The organism is Streptomyces qaidamensis, from assembly GCF_001611795.1.
Taxonomy (GTDB): domain Bacteria; phylum Actinomycetota; class Actinomycetes; order Streptomycetales; family Streptomycetaceae; genus Streptomyces; species Streptomyces qaidamensis.
This window is the reverse complement of record NZ_CP015098.1, coordinates 7,138,875-7,158,125: the sequence shown is the minus strand read 5'-3', so window position 1 is coordinate 7,158,125 and position 19,251 is coordinate 7,138,875. Positions and strand designations below refer to the sequence as shown.

The 19,251-nt window shown below is 71.1% G+C and carries 16 protein-coding genes; 13 read left to right on the top strand and 3 right to left on the bottom strand.

Annotated elements, in window-relative coordinates; genetic code table 11:
• Positions 1-164: 164 nt before the first annotated feature.
• The 8 genes from A4E84_RS31675 (at position 165) to A4E84_RS31640 (ending at position 10,387) form a co-directional block, all read left to right on the top strand.
• Positions 165-1,412 (top strand): ROK family transcriptional regulator, encoded by a 1,248-nt coding sequence (locus A4E84_RS31675; protein ID WP_062929828.1) that lies wholly within the window; start codon positions 165-167, stop codon positions 1,410-1,412.
• 231 nt (positions 1,413-1,643) lie between these two features.
• Entirely contained in the window at positions 1,644-2,903 is a 1,260-nt protein-coding gene (locus A4E84_RS31670) for an ABC transporter substrate-binding protein (protein WP_062929827.1), read from the top strand.
• 20 nt (positions 2,904-2,923) lie between these two features.
• Positions 2,924-3,889, top strand: a complete 966-nt coding sequence (locus A4E84_RS31665) for a carbohydrate ABC transporter permease (RefSeq protein ID WP_062929826.1) — start codon at positions 2,924-2,926, stop codon at positions 3,887-3,889.
• Positions 3,886-4,767: a carbohydrate ABC transporter permease gene (locus A4E84_RS31660; protein WP_062929825.1), complete on the top strand. Its 882-nt coding sequence runs from the start codon at positions 3,886-3,888 to the stop codon at positions 4,765-4,767. Before A4E84_RS31665 ends, A4E84_RS31660 begins: the two co-directional genes overlap by 4 nt.
• A gap of 12 nt (positions 4,768-4,779) precedes the next feature.
• Positions 4,780-7,653, top strand: a complete 2,874-nt coding sequence (locus tag A4E84_RS31655; RefSeq protein ID WP_062929824.1) for a glycoside hydrolase family 2 TIM barrel-domain containing protein — start codon at positions 4,780-4,782, stop codon at positions 7,651-7,653.
• Between the two features lie 125 nt (positions 7,654-7,778).
• Positions 7,779-8,774: an ABC transporter ATP-binding protein gene (locus tag A4E84_RS31650; protein ID WP_062929823.1), complete on the top strand. Its 996-nt coding sequence runs from the start codon at positions 7,779-7,781 to the stop codon at positions 8,772-8,774.
• Between the two features lies 1 nt (position 8,775).
• Positions 8,776-9,579 carry an ABC-2 family transporter protein gene (locus A4E84_RS31645; RefSeq protein WP_062929822.1) on the top strand — a complete coding sequence of 268 codons (804 nt, stop codon included), beginning with the start codon at positions 8,776-8,778 and terminating at the stop codon, positions 9,577-9,579.
• Position 9,580: 1 nt separating this feature from the next.
• On the top strand, positions 9,581-10,387 hold the full coding sequence (locus A4E84_RS31640; protein WP_062929821.1) for an ABC transporter permease: 807 nt from the start codon (positions 9,581-9,583) through the stop codon (positions 10,385-10,387).
• On the opposite strand, the gene A4E84_RS31635 is transcribed toward A4E84_RS31640, so the two are convergent.
• Positions 10,377-11,669, bottom strand: a complete 1,293-nt coding sequence (locus tag A4E84_RS31635; RefSeq protein WP_062929820.1) for an MFS transporter — start codon at positions 11,667-11,669, stop codon at positions 10,377-10,379. The genes A4E84_RS31640 and A4E84_RS31635 overlap by 11 nt on opposite strands.
• 249 nt (positions 11,670-11,918) lie before the next feature.
• On the opposite strand from A4E84_RS31635, the gene A4E84_RS31630 reads away from it, so the two are divergent.
• The 5 genes from A4E84_RS31630 to A4E84_RS31610 all read left to right on the top strand — a co-directional run bounded on the left by A4E84_RS31630 (position 11,919) and on the right by A4E84_RS31610 (position 16,236).
• Positions 11,919-12,701 carry a hypothetical protein gene (locus A4E84_RS31630; protein WP_062929819.1) on the top strand — a complete coding sequence of 261 codons (783 nt, stop codon included), beginning with the start codon at positions 11,919-11,921 and terminating at the stop codon, positions 12,699-12,701.
• 491 nt (positions 12,702-13,192) lie between these two features.
• Positions 13,193-13,504: an alpha/beta hydrolase gene (locus A4E84_RS44800; protein WP_062929818.1), complete on the top strand. Its 312-nt coding sequence runs from the start codon at positions 13,193-13,195 to the stop codon at positions 13,502-13,504.
• Positions 13,501-14,649, top strand: coding sequence for a WD40 repeat domain-containing protein (locus tag A4E84_RS31620; protein ID WP_062929817.1), 1,149 nt, complete (start codon positions 13,501-13,503; stop codon positions 14,647-14,649). Before A4E84_RS44800 ends, A4E84_RS31620 begins: the two co-directional genes overlap by 4 nt.
• Before the next feature lie 13 nt (positions 14,650-14,662).
• Positions 14,663-15,247 carry a TetR/AcrR family transcriptional regulator gene (locus A4E84_RS31615; RefSeq protein WP_062929816.1) on the top strand — a complete coding sequence of 195 codons (585 nt, stop codon included), beginning with the start codon at positions 14,663-14,665 and terminating at the stop codon, positions 15,245-15,247.
• A 74-nt stretch (positions 15,248-15,321) separates the two neighbouring features.
• On the top strand, positions 15,322-16,236 hold the full coding sequence (locus tag A4E84_RS31610) for a phosphotransferase enzyme family protein (protein WP_062931676.1): 915 nt from the start codon (positions 15,322-15,324) through the stop codon (positions 16,234-16,236).
• A 391-nt stretch (positions 16,237-16,627) separates the two neighbouring features.
• On the opposite strand, the gene A4E84_RS31600 is transcribed toward A4E84_RS31610, so the two are convergent.
• Positions 16,628-17,440 carry an isocitrate lyase/PEP mutase family protein gene (locus tag A4E84_RS31600; RefSeq protein WP_062929814.1) on the bottom strand — a complete coding sequence of 271 codons (813 nt, stop codon included), beginning with the start codon at positions 17,438-17,440 and terminating at the stop codon, positions 16,628-16,630.
• 126 nt (positions 17,441-17,566) lie between these two features.
• Positions 17,567-19,249, bottom strand: a complete 1,683-nt coding sequence (locus tag A4E84_RS31595) for a DUF2264 domain-containing protein (protein WP_062929813.1) — start codon at positions 19,247-19,249, stop codon at positions 17,567-17,569.
• Positions 19,250-19,251 lie beyond the last annotated feature (2 nt).

Sequence of the window (19,251 nt, the reverse complement as noted above, 5' to 3'; positions counted from 1 at the left end):
ATGAGCAGGCCACGCCCGGCCACCTCCACTCCTTCCAGGGCGAGCACTTTATAAAGCCCCTTTCCAAACCCCTTGTCGAAAGTCCCGGCAGCCCATAGCCTTGCGCCGCGCCGGTGCCGACGTCGACCCGGCCCGGCCGGTCTGGGAAGGAATGGGGCACCCCGGTGAAGCGCACATCACGTGACATCCGCACCGCCAACCGCTACGAGGTGCTGCGCCAGATCATCGCGGAGTCACCCACCTCCCGGCAGGAGCTGGCAGCGGCCACGGGCCTCAGTCTCGCGACGGTCGCCACCCTCGTCGGCGAGCTGCTCGACCTCCGCATGATCACCGAGGTCGGCTTCGAGGACTCGGCGGGCGGGCGCCCCCGGGGCCTGGTCGCGGTCAACTCCTCGGGTGGCGCCCTGATCGGCGTCGACATCGCCGAGACGTACGTCCACGTCGAGCTGTTCGACCTCGGACTGAACGTGCTGGCCCGCGCCGAGGAGGACGTCCGGCCCAGCGAGAGCCTGCCCGAGCAGGTGGTGGGCCATGTGGCCACGGCCGTCGGCTCGGTGGTCATGCAGGCCGGCATCGAGGGCGCCCGGGTGCTCGGGGTCGGCGTGAGCGTGCCGGGGCAGGTGGACCGCGCGACCGGCATCTCGGAGTACGCGCCCAACTGGGACTGGCACGACGTACCGTTCCTCGACCTGCTCACCGAGCACATCGCCTACCCGCTCTACCTGGACAACCCGCTGCGTGCCAGCGCGGTCGCCGAGCTGTGGTTCGGGGCGGCGCGCGGACGCGGGAACGCCGTGGTGGTCAACCTCGGGACCGGTGTGGGCGCCGGGCTCGTCCTGGGCGGCGGGCTGCACCGGGGCGTCAGCAACAGCGCCGGCGAGTGGGGCCACACCACGATGGTGCTGGACGGGCGCCTGTGCCGCTGCGGCAACCACGGCTGCGTGGAGACGTACGTGGGCGCGCGCGGCATCATGCTGAACCTGAGGGAGATCGGCCCCGACAGCGAGCTGCTGCACGCGGACGACCAGACGGCGACCATCAACGCCCTGGCCCGCGGAGTCGCGGCGGACGACCCGGTGGCACGCCGGACCGTCCACGAGACCGCCCGCTACCTGGGCGCCGGTGTCGCGGACCTGGTGAACCTGTTCAACCCCGAGATCGTCGTGCTGAGCAGCTGGGTCGCCCGCACCCTGGGCGAACCGCTGCTGCACGAAGTGCGCGAGGCCGTGACCCGGCACGCGCTGCCGCGGCCGCTGGCCGCCACCGAGATCGTCCTCTCCCCGATCCCCACCGACCCGGTGTGCCTGGGCGCGGCGACGTTCGCACTGGAGGGCGCTCTCCAGGTCGTCGGACAGAAGAACGGCAAACGCACCGCACCCGTGAGGAGCCGCACCACCGCCCCACCGTCGTAGCGACCTCGCGGCGGCGGAACCAACTCCTCCACACCCCCCGCGTGTTCGAAATCGCGAACCGGACACAACGCTTCGAACAGACTTCGTCCAACCCCTTGCCGAAGCCTTAGCCGAAGCTCTAGCGTCCCGCACCGCACCTCTCTTTGAGCCATCTGGCGCGAGCCCCTGGGCCGTGAGCCATCTGGCAGTGAGCCGCAGAGCCGCAGCCACACTCGAGACAAGGACGTCAGCATGTCGGCATCGAGCAACATGAACTGGGACCGCCGAAACGTACTGCGGGCCGCGATGGGCCTGGCCGCCGCGGGCGGACTCGCCGCGTGCGGCGGCAACACCGGACGCAGCGGCGGGTCGGGCGACGCCCTCGTCCAGTACTTCCACGCGTACGGCGAGGCGGGCGTCGAGCAGGCCGTCAAGCGTTACGCCAAGGCGTACAAGGACGCCAACGTCGCCACGCAGTGGATCACCGGTTCCAACTTCGAGCAGAAGCTCTTCGCCGCGCTGCTCACCAAGAACGCGCCGGACGTCTTCGAGTTCCACCCGCAGATCCAGCTCATCAAGAGCGGCCAGGTGGCCGACCTGACCGACATCGTCGAGCCGGTCAAGGACGACTTCAACCAGGCCGACATCAAGTCCCACACGGTCGACGGCAAGATATACGGCGTCCGGATGATCGACGACCCGCAGTTCTTCTTCTACCGGCCCTCGATGTTCGAGAAGGCGAAGGTCGAGGTGCCGACCACGCTGGAGGAGCTGATCGAGGCCGCTGACAAGCTCACGACCAGCAAGGTGAAGGGCGCCTTCCTCGGCAACGAGCTGACGGCGTTCCAGCACAACGTGATCTGGTCGGCCGGTGCCGACACGCTCACCGCCGACAACAAGCCCGCCTTCAACACCGACGGCGTCGCCGAGGGCCTGAAGCAGCTGCGTGGTCTGTTCACCAGCGGCAACCTGCTGCTCGGCGCCCCCGCCGACTGGTGGGATCCCTCGGCCTTCACCCAGGGCCTGACCGCCATGCAGTGGTGCGGCATGTGGGCCATGCCGGTCATGCAGAAGGCGCTCGGCGACGACATCGGCATCTTCCCCTTCCCGAAGATCGGTTCGGCCGGTAAGGAGTCCGTCTACAACGGCGGCTGGTCGATGTTCGTCAACGCCAAGGGCAAGAACGTCGAGGCGGCCAAGGAATACGTCAAGTGGCTGTGGATCGACCAGAAGGAGCACCAGGAGGACTTCGCCACCTCCTACGGCTTCCACATCCCGCCGCGCACCTCCCTCGCGCAGTCCGCCACCAAGCTCAAGTCCGGTCTGCCGGCCGAGGGCGTGAAGCTCTTCAACGAGTTCGGTCACTTCGACAACATCGGCTGGACGCAGGCCATGATCGCCTCGTTCAACGACGTCATGGCGAACTCGGTCCGCAAGAACGGCGACCCGAAGGCCCAGCTCGCCGCGTGCGAGAAAAAGGTCAACGCCGAACTCAAGAAGCTCTTCGGATAGACCGCCGGACGGATCTCGACATGTCGACCACCACCACGCGCGGGGTCGCCCAGCCCGCCCCGGCCCAGGCCTCCAAGCCTCGGCCGCGGCGGGGCCTGAGGGCGAGCAGCACCTTCAACTTCTGGCTGTTCACCGGGCCGTTCCTGATCGGCCTGATCATCTTCGTCTTCGTGCCCATCGGCTGGAGCGTCTGGCTCAGCTTCTTCGAGGCACGCTTCACCGTCACGCCGAGCGAGTTCGTCGGCTTCGAGAACTACCGGCAGGTCCTCACCGACGAGGACTTCCTGAACTCGCTGGTCACCTTCACCGTCTTCGCCGCGTTCATCGTGCCCGCCACCTGGGCCATGTCGCTGGGCCTGGCGCTGCTCGTGAACCGGTTGCGGTTCATGCGGGCGTTCTTCCGGTCGGTGTTCTTCCTGCCGACCGCGGTCAGCTATGTCGCCGCCTCGCTGATCTGGAAGATGTCCCTCTTCAACGGCGTGCGCTTCGGCCTGGCCAACACCGTCATCGGCTGGTTCGGTGTGGACAACATCGCCTGGCTGGCGAGCCCCGACCCGCCCTGGTACTGGCTGGTCATCGTGACCGTCCGCCTGTGGCTGCAGTCGGGCTTCTTCATGATCCTGTTCCTGGCGGCACTCCAGAACATCCCGCGGGAGCTGTACGAGGCCGCTTCCATCGACGGCGCCAAGCCGGGCTGGCAGACCTTCCGGCACATCACGCTGCCCCAGCTGCGGGCCACGTCCACCGCGGTGATCCTGCTCCTGCTGATCGCCGCCTACCAGGCCTTCGACGAGTTCTACAACCTGCTCACCAAGGCCACCTGGGGTCAGCCCCCGCTGGTCGAGCTCTACAAGATGGCCCTCGGCGAGAACCAGAACTACGGCGCGGGCAGCGCGGGCGCGGTCGTCCTGACAGTGCTCATCTGCGTCGTGACCCTGCTCCAGGGCAAGATCATGGGCTTCGGAAGGGGTGAGGAGTCCAAGTGACCATCACAGCACCCGACATCGACAAAGCCGCGAAGCCGGTCAAGGTCAAGCGCGGCGGAGTCATCGGCAACACCGGCCTGTACATCGCGACCGGCATCGCCGCCCTGCTCTTCCTGATCCCCTTCTACCTGATCGTCCGCAACGCGCTCATGACGGACCCGGAGATCACGGGCGAGGAATGGAAGTGGTTCCCCACCGCCATCCAGTGGGGCAACATCACCGAACCCTTCAACGACGTCACCGTCGATTTCGCCAGGTCCCTGTGGAACTCGGTCGTCGTCGCCGTGCTGCACACCGCGGGCATCCTGCTGATCTGCTCGATGGCCGGGTACGGACTCGCCCGGATCCCCTACCGGCACGCCAACAAGGTGTTCTACGCCGTTCTGGTGACCCTGATGGTGCCCACGGCCGTCACCTTCGTGCCGAGCTTCGTTCTGGTCTCGTCCCTCGGCTGGGTGGACAGCTACCGGGGTCTCATCATCCCGGGCCTCTTCAGTGGTTTCACCTGCTTCCTGTTCCGGCAGTACTTCCTCGGATTCCCGAAGGAGCTGGAGGAGGCGGCGCGCGTGGACGGGCTCGGCTACTGGGGCGCGTACTGGCGGGTCGTCGTGCCGAACTCGCTGAACTTCTTCGCGGCCATCGCCACGATCACCTTCATCAACGGCTGGAACGCCTTCCTGTGGCCCCTGGTCATCGGACAGGATCCGAGTGCCTGGACAGTCCAGGTGGCGCTGTCGTCGTATATGACGAACCAGACCGTCAACTACCACCTGATCTTCATGGCCACCGCCATCTCGATCCTGCCCCTGATCTTCGTCTTCCTCTTCCTCCAGCGCTGGCTGGTGCAGGGGATCGCACAGACCGGCATCAAGGGCTGAGCTAGGAGACCGATGTCTTTCCGCACGACCCCATCCGTCGACTACGTCGAGGACGTCTCCCCGGGCAGCGGTGCCCTGCCGCCCCGTGCCTGGTACGCGTCCTCGGACGCGCGGTCGCTGTCGCTGAACGGCAGCTGGCGCTTCCGGCTCTCGGCCACGGCCGGCGCCGAGGACGACTCGTTCGCCGATGAGGGCTACGACGCCGGGAACTGGGCCGAGGTCACGGTCCCCGGGCACTGGGTCCTCCAGGGCGACGGGGCGTTCGGCTCCCCGATCTACACCAACCACCTCTACCCCTTCCCGGTGGACCCACCGTACGTCCCGACGGAGAACCCGACCGGTGACCACCTGCGCGTCTTCGACCTGCCGTCCGACTGGCCGTCGGACGGCGGGGCGGTGCTGCGCTTCGACGGTGTCGAGTCCTGCGCCCGCGTCTGGCTGAACGGCACGGAGCTCGGCGAGTTCAAGGGGTCCCGGCTGGCGCACGAGTTCGCGGTCGGTGAGCTGCTGAAGCCGGGCGTCAACGTGCTGGCCGTGCGCGTGCACCAGTGGTCGGCGGGGTCGTACCTGGAGGACCAGGACCAGTGGTGGCTGCCGGGCATCTTCCGTGACGTGACCCTGCTGCACCGTCCGGCGGGCAGCGTCGCCGACTTCTTCGTGCATGCCTCCTACGACCACACCACCGGCGAGGGCACCCTGCGCGTCGACTCCGACGTCGACGGGCGGGTGCTCGTCCCCGCCCTGGACATCGATGTCGCGACCGGCGAGCCGGTGACGGTCGCGGTGGAGCCGTGGACCGCCGAGACGCCGAAGCTGTACGACGGTGTGCTGGCCACGGACGGGGAGCGGGTGCCGCTGCGGATCGGTTTCCGTACGGTCGTCCTGGAGGACGGGCTCGTCAAGGTCAACGGCACGGCCGTCCTCTTCAAGGGTGTCAACCGGCACGAGTGGCACCCCGAGCGGGGCCGCGCGCTCGACCTGGAGACCATGCGCGAGGACGTGCTGCTGATGAAGCGGCACAACCTCAACGCCGTGCGCACCTCGCACTACCCGCCGCACCCGGCGTTCCTGGACCTGTGCGACGAGTACGGCCTGTGGGTCATCGACGAGTGCGACCTGGAGACCCACGGCTTCACCGAGCAGGACTGGCGGGACAACCCGGTCGACGACGACCGCTGGACCCCGGCCCTGCTGGACCGCGCCGCGCGCATGGTCGAGCGCGACAAGAACCACCCGTCGATCGTGTTCTGGTCGCTGGGCAACGAGGCCGGCACCGGCCGCGGTCTCACCGCCATGGCCGAGTGGATCCACGGCCGCGACCCCGAGCGGCTGGTGCACTACGAGGGCGACTGGAACTGCCGCGACACGGACGTGTACTCGCGGATGTACGCCTTCCACGACGAGGTCGAGAAGATCGGGCAGCAGCTCGACGGCGGCACGCACAGGCGCCGCGAGCTGCCGTTCATCCAGTGCGAGTACGCGCACGCCATGGGCAACGGCCCCGGCGGGCTCGCCGACTACCAGGAGCTGTTCGAGAAGTACGACCGGCTGCAGGGCGGGTTCATCTGGGAGTGGATCGACCACGGCGTCAAGCACGCCGAGCTGGGCTACGCCTACGGCGGTGACTTCGGTGAGGAGCTGCACGACGGCAACTTCGTGTGCGACGGGCTGGTCTTCCCGGACCGGACGCCGTCGCCGGGCCTGATCGAGTACAAGAAGGTCATCGAGCCCGTCCACATCGAGGGCGACGGTGCCAACGGCATCGTGCGGATCACCAACAAGCAGGACTTCGCCGACCTGTCCGCGCTGGCCTTCGAGTGGTCGTGCCAGGTGGACGGCGAGACCGTCGAGTCGGGTTCGCTGTCGGTGCCCGCGTTGGCGCCGGGCGGGAGCGCCGAGGTGAAGCTGCCGGAGCCGCCCGTGGACGGCCGGGGCGGCGAGCGCCAGTGGACCGTGCGGGCCCTGCTCGCGGGCGACACGCTGTGGGCCGCGAAGGACCACGTCGTGGCCTGGGGCCAGTTCGCGGTGGGGGCGCGGCCGCTGCCGTCCTTCCCCGCGACCGACCGGCCCGCGCTCGACGACGGCCGGATCACGCTCGGCCCGGCCCGGTTCGACGCCCGCACCGGTGCGCTGCTCTCGATCGGCGGGGTGGAGGTCGGCGCGACGCCGCGGCTGGACGTGTGGCGGGCGCCGACCGACAACGACGACGGTGCCGAGTGGCAGACGGACACCCGCTACGGGGTGCTGTGGCGCACGCTCGGCCTGCACCGGATGCGGCACCGCCTGGTCTCGGTCGAGGCGGGCGACGACGCGCTGACGGTGCGGAGCCGGGTGGCGCCCGCGGCCCGCGAGGTGGGCCTGGACACGGTGTACCGCTGGACGTCCGACGGCGAGCGGCTGCGGCTGTCCGTGTCCGTGACGCCGGAGGGCGACTGGACGGTGCCGCTGCCCCGGCTCGGCGTCCGCTTCGGACTGCCGGAGGCGGACCGGGTGGAGTGGTTCGGCGGCGGTCCGGGCGAGGCGTACCCGGACAGCAAGGCAGCGTCCATGATCGGACGGTGGCAGTCGACGGTGGACCGGCTGCAGACGCCGTACGTCCGCCCGCAGGAGAACGGCGCCCGTGCCGACGTCCGGTGGGTGGAGCTCGGCGGTCTGAGGATCGAGGGCGACCCGGAGTTCTGGTTCACGGCGCGGCGCTGGACGACCGAGCAGCTCGACGCCGCCCGGCACCGGAGCGACCTCGCGGCCGGCGACACGGTGTGGGTCAACCTCGACCACGGGCTGCACGGCATCGGCTCGCAGTCCTGCGGCCCGGGCCCGCTGCCGCAGTACTTCCTGAAGGCGGAACCGGTGGAGTTCTCGTTCGTGTTCTCGACCACCAGGTAAGAAGCTGATTAATCGATTGACCGATTGATCGACATTCCGAGAGTGTCGGAATGTCATCCGCGGCCGGTCGGCCCTCGTGCCGACCGGCCGCTGCTGTGTTCACCGCAAGGGAGTTGGTGGGTCAGTTGAGTGTCGCCATCGAGGTCCGAGGACTGTCCCGTACCTTCCACACCACCGTCCGCCGCCCTGGCTTCGCGGGCGCGGTCCGGTCCCTGGTCAACCCCGAGCGGGTGGCCAAACACGCCGTCTGCGACATCACCTTCGACGTGGCCGCGGGCGAACTCCTCGCCCTGCTCGGGCCGAACGGCGCCGGCAAGTCCACCACCATCAAGATCCTCACCGGCATCCTCACGCCCACGTCCGGCGAGGCCCGGGTCGCGGGCGTGGTGCCGTACCGGGAGCGGGAGCGCAACGCCCGCAACATCGGCGCCGTCTTCGGGCAGCGCACCCAGTTGTGGTGGGACCTGCCGGTGCGCGAGTCGTTCGCGATCCTGCGGGACATCTACGAGGTGCCGAGGGCCGAACACGCCGCCCGGCTCAAGGAGTTCGACGACATCCTGGAGCTGTCGTCGTTCTGGGACACCCGGGTCCGCCATCTCTCGCTCGGCCAGCGGGTGCGCAGCGACCTGGCCGCCGCCCTGCTGCACGACCCGCCGGTGGTGTTCCTCGACGAGCCGACCATCGGCATGGACGTGGTGGTGAAGGAGCAGGTGCGGGAGTTCCTGCGGCACCAGGTGGAGCAGCGCGGCCGTACGGTGCTGCTGACCACGCACGACATGACGGAGGTCGAGCGGCTCGCCGAGCGGGTCGTGCTGGTCAACCACGGCCGGCTGATGCTGGACGGCTCGCTCGACGAGATCCGCCGGAAGTTCGGCTCGACGTGGCAGGTGCGGGCCACCCTGGCCGATCCGCACGCCGAGGTCGTCCCGCCGCCGGGCACCGCGCTGCTGCGGCACGCGGGCGCGCAGGTCGTCTTCGGTCCCGACGGGCCTGCCCCGCTCACCGTCCAGCAGGCGCTCAAAGCGGTGATCGAGCGGTTCGAAGTCACGGACATCGCCCTGGACGAGGCGGACCTGGAGGACGTGATGCGGGCCGCGTACGCGCACGCCGAGGAGGTCTGACGTGGCCGTGCTCCATGCCTGGCGCGCCGCCCGGGTCACCCCGCTCGGCGAGCTGAACGCACCGCCCCGGATGACCGCCGTCGCCCTCCGGCTGGCCGTGCAGGTGGTGCTGGTCTGGTCGCTGTGGCGGGGCCTGTACGCGCAGACCGGAACGACCGCGGGGCTGAGCCGCGACCAGGCGGTCACGTACGCCGTACTGGCCGTACTGGCGTCCCGGCTGCGGGAGCTGGACCAGTACGCGGGCCGTGACACGGTCCTGCAGCACATGCACTTCGGCACCATCGTCTACTGGTACCTGCGGCCGCTGCCGCCGCAGCGCTACTACGCCCTGCGGGCCGCCGGGGAGCAGTTGTACGGGCTGGCGTGGGCGCTGACCGGGTACGTGATCTGCCTGGCCGCGGGCGTCGTCGAACCGCCCGCGTCGGCCGGCGCGGCCGGGGTGTTCGTGCTCAGCATGCTGCTGGGCCAGTGGGTCCTGTACTACGTCATGCTGGTGCTGGACCAGTTGTGCTTCTGGACGGTCCGCAACACCGCCGCGATGCTCATCCTGATGTTCGCCCAGAACCTGCTGTCCGGGGTGTACGCGCCGCTGTGGTTCTTCCCGGACTGGTTCGTGACGATGAGCGCCTTCCTCCCCTTCCAGGCCACGCTGAGCGTGCCGCTGTCGCTGTACGTGGGGCGCATTCCGCTGTCCGACGCGGCGTTCCAGCTGTCCGTGCAGGCCGCGTGGGTCGTGGCGCTGGCGTTGTTCACCCGGTTGCTGTGGCGGCGGGCCGCCCGGCGCGTGATCTCGCAGGGAGGCTGAGATGTCGTTGAAGGCACTGCGGATCGTGTGGCGCGTGACGGCGCTCAACTTCCGCGCGCAGATGGAGTACCGCACCGAGTTCCTGCTGATGATCGCGATCGGCGCGATCTGGCAGGTGTCGGTGATCGTGTTCGCCACGGTGCTGCTGTCGCGGTTCGCCGGGATGGGTGGCTGGGACAGCTCCGACGTGCTGCTGATCCCGGCGACGCGGATGCTGGCGCACGGGCTGTTCGTGCTGTTCCTGGGGCGCATGCACTGGGCCGGCCGGCAGATCCAGGAAGGCCGCATCGACATCTACCTGATGCGTCCGATGCCGGTCCACCGCCAGATCCAGCTGGCGTTCTTCCCCACCAACGCCATCGGTGACCTGACGGTGGCGGCGGGCCTGATGGTGGGCGCGCTCTCGCGCAGCGACCTGGACTGGACGACGGGCCGCGTCACCTACCTCGTCGCGGCCGTGCTCGGCGGGATGCTGCTGGAGGCCGCCCTGTTCACGGTCGTGGCCAGCGCGTCCCTGCGCTTCCCGGCCGCCGACATGTGGGGCCGCTGGCTGGAGGAACTCCTCGGCACCTTCGGCAGCTACCCGCTGAACGTCCTGCCCAGGGCGGTGGGCGGTTTCCTCACCTACGGCCTGCCGCTCGCGTTCGTCGCCTACTTCCCGGCGGCGGTCCTGACGGGCCACGGCCACTCGACCGGCGTTCCGTACTGGTTGGCGGCGGCCTCACCCCTGCTGGGGCTGCTGGCGTATCTGGCTGCGCGGATGCTGTGGAGGTGGAGTCTGCGGCACTACAGCGGCATCAACGGCTGACGGTCCGGCCCGAGCCGCGGATCGGGGTGAGCAGGCCCGTGGCGGCCAGGGCGACGCAGGCCGCTCCGGCCACCAGGGCGACCGGGGTCGTGCCCTGCTCCTCCGCGGCCCAGGTGAGGACGGCCGCGCCGATGGGGGCCGCCGCGTACTGGAGGGTCCAGAAGGCGGAGGTGACGCGGCCCAGGAGGTGTTCGGGGGTCACCTCCTGGCGCAGCGACATCGAGCAGGTGCCCGCCATGCCGGCACAGGCGAGGAAGGCTGCGCTCAAAGCCGCGACGACGGGGACGTCGCGGGCCCAGCCGAGACCGGCGAAGGCCAGGCCGCACACCGCGACCGACCCGGTCCACGTCGGGCCGAAGCCGAGACGGCGGCGGACCCGGGCCACCAGCAGGGCGCCGGTGATGGCGCCGAGCGCGCCGACCGCCATGACCGTGCCGACCGTGCGGTCGTCATGCCCGAGGTCGTGCTTGAGGTGGTAGATGACCAGGTCGTTCAGACCGAGGGTGAGGAAGCTGAAGCCGAAGAGGAGGACGGTGAGGGAGCGCAGCACGGGATGGCCCTGGAGGAAGGCGATGCCGGTGCGCAGGTCCTGCCAGAGGCCGGTGCGGCTGTCCTGCCGGTCGTCGGGGACGCGCTTGCGGAAGCGGACGAAGAGCAGGCAGGTGGCGGAGAGCCCGAAGCTGGCCGCGTCCACGCCCACGGCCGCCGCCGGGCCGGACCAGGCGGCGACCAGGCCGGCGCACAGCGGGCCGAGGACACCCGCGGCGGCGGCCGTGGAGTTCAACCGCCCATTGGCTTCCGTGAGTTGCTCGGTGCCGACCAGCCCGCGCACGACCGTGACGTAACCGACCGCGAACAGCATGCCGACGGCTTCGCACAGCGGCAGCACCACGTACAGCAGCCAGAGCTGCGGGCCGAACAGCCACACCAGCGGGATCACCCCGTAGAGCGCCATGCGCACCAGGTCGCAGGCGATGAGCAGCCGGCGCCGGTCCACCCGGTCCACGACCGCCCCGGCGAACACCGCCGCCACGACCGCCGCCGCCCCTCCCACCGCCGTCAGCAGGCCCATCCGCGCGACCGATCCGGTGGCCTCCAGCACCAGCAGGGGCAGGGCGATGAGGGCGAAGGAGTCGCCCAGAACGGAGAGGGTCTGGGCGGCCCAGAAGACCCCGAAGTCGCGCTGCCGCCACAACGGGCGCCTACCGCGCGGGCCGCCGCCCGAGGGGGCGTCGGCGGAGCTGCCGGGTTCGTCCTCGCGCCGCGCCGCCCCGTGCGTCATGCCGCCTCCCCGCGCCCCGCCTTCCCTGTAACCCTAGGGCTGTTGGGCGACCGGGGGGCGCGCCACCCGCCTCCCGCCGCCCGCGCCGGGTCTGTCCGACGGGCTGGATCCACAGGCCTGAACGGGTAGCCTAGGCACCGTGAAGTGATCTCTCCGGCGGCGCTCCCCGGCGCCGCAGAAGCAACCGATCCGTCTCCGCGGCAGCCGCCTGCGCCTGCGCCGCGGACGTTTCCGCATGGAGAGATCATCATGGTGCGCGACAGCTACGCCCCCGTCCCCGGCCGGACCCCCGAGGAGACGCTGCACGCCTTCACCTCCCGGGCGACCGCGCATCCCGGCGTCGTCGGGCTCGTCCTCAGCGGCTCCCGGGTGCACGCCGGCATGCCGACGGCCCACTCCGACCACGACCTGCACGTCGTCGTGCGTGACGAGAGCGTGCCGGTCCTCGCCGCACTGGACCGCTTCCGCTCGGCCCACCTCGACCTCGTCGTCATCACCCTCGCTCAGTTCCGCACCCGTGGCATGCCCGGCCGCCCGGACAGCTTCGCGCGGTACTCCTACGTCCACGCCGAGGTGCTGTTCGACCGGCTCGACGGGACCATCGCCGAGATCCTCGACGAGAAGCGGACACTCGGCGCCGACGAAGCCCGGCATGCCGCCGCCGGCCGGCTCGACGCCTACGTCAACCAGGCGTACCGCTCCCTGAAGAGCTACCGCGACGACCGCCCCGACCTGGGCCATCTGGATGCCGCCGAGTCCGTCCCGTACGCACTGGAGGTGCTGTTCGCCCTGCACCGCCGGGTCCGGCCCTACAACAAGTACCTGCGGTGGGAACTGGAGCGGCAGCCACTGGGCGACCCCCGGTGGGGTGCGGACCGGCTCCTGCCGGTCCTGCGGCGCATCCTGGCCGACGGGGATCCGCACACCCAGCGGGCCCTCTTCGCCGGTGTCGAGGAGGCGGCGCGCCGGGCCGGTCTCGACGAGGTCCTGGACGCGTGGGGCACGGACCTGGGGCTCCTGCGCCCCCGGTGACGGCAAACGGCCCCGCCGGTCCGTGCCCCGTACTACGCTCGATCCCTCTGAACTGCGCCGATGAGCACCGGGGGAACGGGCGATGGCACGGGTCGTGGTGGTGCACGGGATCGGGCACGAGTGGTCGGGGTCGGCGCTGATGGGCCGGGACGTGGTCCCGGCCCTGCGTGACGGCGTACGGCACGGCTCGGGGCTGCGGCTCACCGAGGACGACATCGCCTGCGCGTTCTACGGCAACGTCTTCTTCGAGGAGGGCACGCGCAACCTCGGCGTACCGCCCTGGGACGAGCACGACGTCGAAGACGGTTTCGAAGCGGAGTTGCTCACAGCGTGGTGGGAGGCCGCCGCGGAGACGGACCCGGCGGTCACGGCCCCGGACGAGCCCGGCACCCGCGCGATCCCCGGCACCGGGACGGCTGCTGTCCCAGCGGGTCCGCTCCGCGCTGGACGCGCTGTCCGGGTCCCGGTTCTTCGGCACGTACTCGGACCGCATGATGGTGCTCGCCCTGAAGCAGGTGCGGCGGTACATGAACGAGCTCGTCGTCTGGCAGGAGGCCCGGCCCCGGGTGGCGGAGGAGATCGGCCCCGACACGCGCGTGGTCGTCGCGCACTCGCTGGGCTCGGTGGTGGCGTACGAAGCGCTGTGCGAGCACCCCGAGTGGCCGGTCACCGACCTGGTGACGGTCGGCTCCCCGCTCGGCATGTCCCTGATCTTCAACCGGCTGAGCCTCAAGCCGCACAGCCTGCTGCGCTACCTGACGGCCCGGAAGACGGGCCGGGCGGTCGCCGAGGGGCTGACGTGACCGACCCGGGGGCCGGGAGGCGGTTCCTGACCTCGGTCGGCGTCGGCGTCTACACGGACTCCGGCATTCCGGGACTGCCGGGTGCGGTGACGGACGCGGACCGGGTGGCGGCACTGCTCGCGCCCATGGCCACCGGGCACACCAACTTCGTGCAGTCCCTGTGCGCTTCGGACATGGACGGGCGCCCGCACGCCATTTCCACCGGGTACGACGGCACACTCCGTCTCTGGGGCCTGACCAGCGCCCGGACAGTCCCGTCCCGTGAGTGGCACACCGACTGGATCACCGACATCACGGAAGTCGTGATGGGCGGGCGCCCGCACGTTCTGACGGGCAGTTACGACGGGTCGGTCCGCCTCCGGAGAACCGCCACCGGTGAGTGCGTGTGCTCGCTGACACTGCTGGATCATGGAGAGGCCGTCGGCTGCGTCATCGTCGATGAGCGACCCCACGCCCTCACGGTCGATCATGACGGCACCACGCACCTCTGGGACGTGCGAACGGGACATCAGGTGCGCAGCTTCAGCGGAGGATCCGGCGAGCTCAGCGGCGAGGACGTCCTGACCGTCGACGGCCGCCCTCACCTGGTGACCGCCTCTGCCTACGACGGCACCGTCAAGCTGTGGGACGTGAGTAGCGGAGAGTGCTCCCATACCCTCCAGACCGAGGACCCGGACATCGAGCGGGTCGCCGGCGTGGTCATCGGCGATCGCCCTCACGCGCTCACCACCGCCTACAGCTCCGACGTACACCTGTGGGATTTCGGTACCGGGCAGTGCGTGCGCATCCTCACCGGGCATACCGCCTCCGTGGAGTTGATGTGCCGCATCACTCTCGGCGACCGCCCCCACCTGCTCACCGGCAGCCACGATCACACCGTGCGGCTGTGGGACCTCCACACCGGAGAAGCCGTCCTCCGTCTCACCGGACACAGCGCCCCGATCCACACGGTCAGCCGTGTCGCTCTTGACGGGGAGCCCCACGCCCTCACCGCCGCCGACGACCACACCGCCCGCCTGTGGAACCTCCGCACCGGTGAGTGCGCCGCGACCATCGGCCTCCCCCTCGTCGCCACCGCCGCCACCGCCGTCGACAATCAGCTCATCATCTGTTTCGCCGACGACATGGCCCTCTTCGAGAGGTAACCCCGAACTCCCCATGCCCAGAGCCGGACTCACCCCCGAGCGTCTCGTCGCGGCCGCAGCCGATCTCGCCGATGAGGCCGGTGTCGAGCACGTCACCCTTTCCGCGCTGGCCCGCCGCTTCGGGGTGAAGGACGCGAGTCTGTACACCCACGTCCGGAGTCTGAAGGACCTGCGGACCCGTATGGCCCTGCTGGCCGGTGGCGAGATGATCGACTGGATCGCGGAGGCGGTCGAGGGGCGGGAGGCCGGCAGGGACACGCTGGGCGCCTTCGCCGCCGCCTACCGTGCCTACGCCCTGGACCATCCCGGCCGGTACGCCGCTACCCAGATCCGCATCGACCAGGAACTCGTCAGCGGCTCCCCCGCGATGCGCCGCACGGCCGACGTCACCTACGGCATGCTCCGCGCCTACGGCCTGGAGGAACCCGACCTCACCGATGCCGTGCGCCTGGTGCGCAGTACCTTCCACGGCTACTGCGCCCTGGAGTCCACCGGCGCCTTCGGCGCGGCCCGTGACATGCAGGCGTCCTGGGACCGGGCGATCGACGCCCTGCACGTACTGCTCCTGAACTGGCCCCGAGAAGAGGACAGACATTGACCGACCGCACCCGATCCGATGACAGGGCCGGTGTCATAGCCGAGCTCTACGCCCTCGGAACCGGCCCCTGGACCATGGTCCCCGTCACCCGCGGCGCCCTCGGCCAGATCTGGAAACTCTCCGGAAACGGCCGCTCCTGGGCCGTGAAGGAACTCCTCTTCGGCTGCGACGAGGCCCAGGTCACCCGCGAGGCCGCGCTACGGGACTCCGCGGCGGACCTCGGCATCGCCTCCCCTCGCCTCCACCGCGCCCGGCACGGCGCCCACGTCTCCCGCGTCGACTCCCCGGGCGGCGGGTCCTGGGTGAAGCTGTACGACTGGATCGACGGCGCCGAGGCCGACCCCTCCGACCCCGCCGTCCTGCACTGGTTCGGCCGGACCATGGCGCTGCTGCACCGGGCCGGGGAGGGAGCCGTCGAGGGCCCGGGCGACTGGTACGAGCGGTGCCCGGGCGACGCCGAGTGGGAGGACGTCCGCAAGAAGGTGCACGAGGCCGGCCTGGCGTGGTCGGACGAACTGGACCGGTTCATCGCCACGTCCGTGCCCCGGCTCGCTCAGTGGGTGACGCCGTCGGCGCCCGGCGGCCTGGTGACCTCGCACCTCGACCTCCGGCCCCAGAACGTCCTGGTCGGCCGGGACGGACCGGTCCTCCTCGACTGGGACAACGCCGGTCCCGTCTCGGCCGAACGGGAGTTCGCGCGCGCCGTCCACGTCTGGTCCGGCGGCAACGACGTGGACATCGCGTCCGCGCGGCGCCTGGCCCGGTCCTACCGCGAGGCCGGGGGCCCGGCCGTCCTCACCGGACCGGAGTCCTTCTCGATGCTCTTCGCCACGGCCCTGAACTACGTCCACGTGCAGGCCGAGACGGCCGTCGACCCCGGAGTGACGCCCGAGCAACGCGACTTCGGGGCCCGGCAGGCGGTGACCTGCCTGCGTGAGGTGCCCGACCTCGGCGCCGTCTCCCGGCTGATCGCCGCGCTCGGCACGTAGGACCGGACGTCCCCGCGGTACGCCTCAGTGGTGCGCCGCGGGGTCGAACCCGGCGGGTGCCTGGTCGAGGAAGGCGGTGACGGAGGTGATCCGGCCGTCCTCGTCGAGGTGGATCACATCGGTCCCGGTGGCGAAGGACGCGCGGTCGCCGTCCTCGGTCAGGATCTGTCACCGGAGCCTGGCGCGGTGGTGGTGGACCCGGGGCCGCTCACGCAGGCGCAGCACGGCGCCGCCCACGTGGGCGGCGAACTCGCGCTGCTGTCCACCACGACGGTGTTCGGCTCGCCCCGGGACGTCACGCTCGACGAGATCGCCATCGAGACGTTCTTCCCGGCGGATCCGGGCACGGCGGCCGCGATGCGAGCGCTCGCCGCCCGCCGGCTCCACTCCGTCATCGGCTCCCGGCCGGCCGCGCGGCCCGCCGCGCGAGCCCCGCCACGTCGTCGTACGACGCTGTCGCGCCCGTCGGCGTCCGGCCGGCCCGAAGGTCCGCCGCCGTCTCCAGGGCCGCGCCCAGTGCCCGCCGGTACAGCAGCGAACCGAGGCTGACGCGGCGTACACCGATGCCGGCGAGGCGGGCGACGGGCGGGCCGCCGGGCGAGTAGAGGACGTTGAGGGGCACGTCCAGCCGGCGCACCAGGGCCTCGATGCCGCGCGGGTCCGTGAGGCCGGGCACGAACACCCCGTCCGCGCCCGCCTGCTGGTAGGCGTCGAGGCGCGCGAGGGTGCCGTCGCCGTCGCCCAGCCAGTGGGTGTCCGTGCGGGCGTTGACGAACAGGCCGGGTGCGGCCCGCTTGACCGCCGCGATCTTCGCCGCGTGCCGGGCGGCCGGTCCGAGGCCGTCTTCCAGGTTGATGCCGACCGCCCCGACCACGTACAGCTCCCGCGCGAACTCCGCCACCTCGTCCGGGTCGTCGCTGAAGCCGCCCTCCGCGTCGACGGACAGCAGGAACGGCTCGGACCCGAGGGCGACGGCCAGCCGCAGCGTCTCCTCCCGGGTCGCCGCCGCCCCGTCGGGCAGACCGGCCGCCGCGGCGACGCCGAGGCTCGTCGTCCCGATCGCCGGGAAGCCCTGAGCCGCGAGAGCCCGGGCGGATGCGTGATCCCAGGCGTTCGGCAGGAGCAGGGGCTCTCCGGCACGGTGGAGGCCGGCGAAGGCGGTCGCGGCCCGGTTCGACGGTGTCTGCTGCGGATCTGCGGTCATGCCGCCATGGTGGGCCCGGCTCGCTTCGGCGCGGGCCGAACTACGGCGCGGGCCGAACTACGGCGCGGGCCGAACTACGGCGCGGGCCGAACTACGGCGCGGCAAAACCGACCTGGCCGGGAAGACTCAGCCGACGTGCACGCCGGACCCGTCCAGCCGGACCCGCACCTCGTGCCCCGTACTCCAGCGGACCGTCAGCTCCCCGTCCGCGGAAGCGGTTACCGCGACGGTTTCCGGCAGCGGCACGGGGTCCGTCTCGGCGGTGAGCCGGGCCAAGGCGACGAACAGGGTGGCGTCCCCGGCGGTGACGCCGGTGAGGTCGTCGTCGAGGCCGACGGCGGGGAGCAGTTCCGCACGGAGACCGTCCGGCGCGCTCCAGCCGGTCACGCGGACCGCCGTCCCCGGCTCCGCCCCCGCGACCAGATGCGCCCGCACCTCCACCGCCCCGTGCGCCAGCACCACGGTCGTCACCCGGGCTCCCCCGCCCGCCATGTGCCGGGACGCCGCCCAGCCCTCACCCGCGCCGAGCGGTTCGATGCCGGTGCGGCCCGGGTCGCCGGCGACGAGGACGCTGTTGTCGTACGTCTGCGCCGGTGTGGTGACGGTGGAGTACGCCAGCCGCGTGTAGTACGGGTCGTAGCGGACGTCCTCACTGCCGTGGTTGTGGAGGCGGACCACGCCGTCGGAGCGGGTGGACTGGAGCAGCCAGTTGGGCGGGCCGACGGGGGTGACGAAGTCGGCTCGTTCGGCGGGGGCGGGTTCCTCCGGCGCCGTCCACACCTCGTGGTCCGGGGGCAGGAGCAGACCGAGGAAGCCCTTGCTCGCCCAGTACGGGGAGGCCGGTCCCGAGTAGCCCTGCAGGACGGACTCGTCGGGGCCGTGCCAGCCGAGGGTGAGCAGGCCCCGGTCGTCCACCGCGCCCCGGTCCAGGAAGTACTTCAGCGCGCCGGAGGCCAGCCGCCGGGTCCCGCCGGGCGGCAGGGGCGTACGGCCGGTCATCGCGCCCAGCCACAGCGGGGCGGTGGTGGCGAAGCGGTACGTCAGGGAGCGCCCCTGGTGCATGGGCGCGCCGTCGCCTCCGAACAGGCGGGCGTAGTCGTCGAGGTGCCGGGCGAGGCGGTCGCCGTACCGCGCCAGCAGTCGTTCGTCCTGCTCCAGCCAGGCGTGCAGCACCGGGTAGAGGTGCATCGCCCAGCCGTTGTAGTAGTCGTACTTGCGGCCGTCGCCGTCGGTGTACCAGCCCTCACCCACGTACCACTGCTCGATGCGTTCCAGGCCGCGGTCGATCGCCGCGCGGGAGGCTTCCGGCTCGTGGCCGATCTCGGCCAGGAAGCCGCCCACCGTGACCGGGAACAGTTCCCAGTTGCAGGGCCAGGGCTCCGCCGTGAGGGCGTCGCCCAGCCAGGCGGCCGTCCGCTGGCGTACGCCGTCGTCCAGGCGGTCCCAGAGCAGGTCCCGGGTCAGGCGCAGGGCCAGGGCGATGGAGGCCGCCTCCACCAGGGGCTGGCTGCGGTCCTCGATGCGGGGCCAGACGCCCGAGACGCCGGCGGCGAGGCCGGTCGCGTAGCGCTCCAGGGCCTTCTCGTCGCGGCGGAAGGCGGCGAGCAGAAGGGTGCGGGCGTACCCCTCCAGGCCGTCGGAGAGGCGGCCCGACCAACTGGCCCGGTCGCCGGGCAGGTGGTAGAGCGCCCGGTCCTCGCTCGCGTACGGCTCCACGGCGGTGAGCAGGGAGTCGGCCGCCGCCTCCCAGTGGGCGCGGGTGTAGCCGGTGAACGGGGACGTCGTGCGGTCGGCGGGAGGCAGTTGCATCG

What these genes read in the sequence shown, in the direction of transcription:
- A4E84_RS31670 (WP_062929827.1), top strand. Translation starts at nt 1,644, where the DNA reads ATGTCGGCATCGAGCAACATGAACTGGGACCGCCGAAACGTACTGCGG.
- A4E84_RS31665 (WP_062929826.1), top strand. Translation starts at nt 2,924, where the DNA reads ATGTCGACCACCACCACGCGCGGGGTCGCCCAGCCCGCCCCGGCCCAG.
- A4E84_RS31655 (WP_062929824.1), top strand. Translation starts at nt 4,780, where the DNA reads ATGTCTTTCCGCACGACCCCATCCGTCGACTACGTCGAGGACGTCTCC.
- A4E84_RS31640 (WP_062929821.1), top strand. Translation starts at nt 9,581, where the DNA reads ATGTCGTTGAAGGCACTGCGGATCGTGTGGCGCGTGACGGCGCTCAAC.
- A4E84_RS31635 (WP_062929820.1), bottom strand. Translation starts at nt 11,669, where the DNA reads ATGACGCACGGGGCGGCGCGGCGCGAGGACGAACCCGGCAGCTCCGCC.
- A4E84_RS31630 (WP_062929819.1), top strand. Translation starts at nt 11,919, where the DNA reads ATGGTGCGCGACAGCTACGCCCCCGTCCCCGGCCGGACCCCCGAGGAG.
- A4E84_RS44800 (WP_062929818.1), top strand. Translation starts at nt 13,193, where the DNA reads ATGATGGTGCTCGCCCTGAAGCAGGTGCGGCGGTACATGAACGAGCTC.
- A4E84_RS31615 (WP_062929816.1), top strand. Translation starts at nt 14,663, where the DNA reads ATGCCCAGAGCCGGACTCACCCCCGAGCGTCTCGTCGCGGCCGCAGCC.
- A4E84_RS31610 (WP_062931676.1), top strand. Translation starts at nt 15,322, where the DNA reads ATGGTCCCCGTCACCCGCGGCGCCCTCGGCCAGATCTGGAAACTCTCC.
- A4E84_RS31600 (WP_062929814.1), bottom strand. Translation starts at nt 17,440, where the DNA reads ATGACCGCAGATCCGCAGCAGACACCGTCGAACCGGGCCGCGACCGCC.
- A4E84_RS31595 (WP_062929813.1), bottom strand. Translation starts at nt 19,249, where the DNA reads ATGCAACTGCCTCCCGCCGACCGCACGACGTCCCCGTTCACCGGCTAC.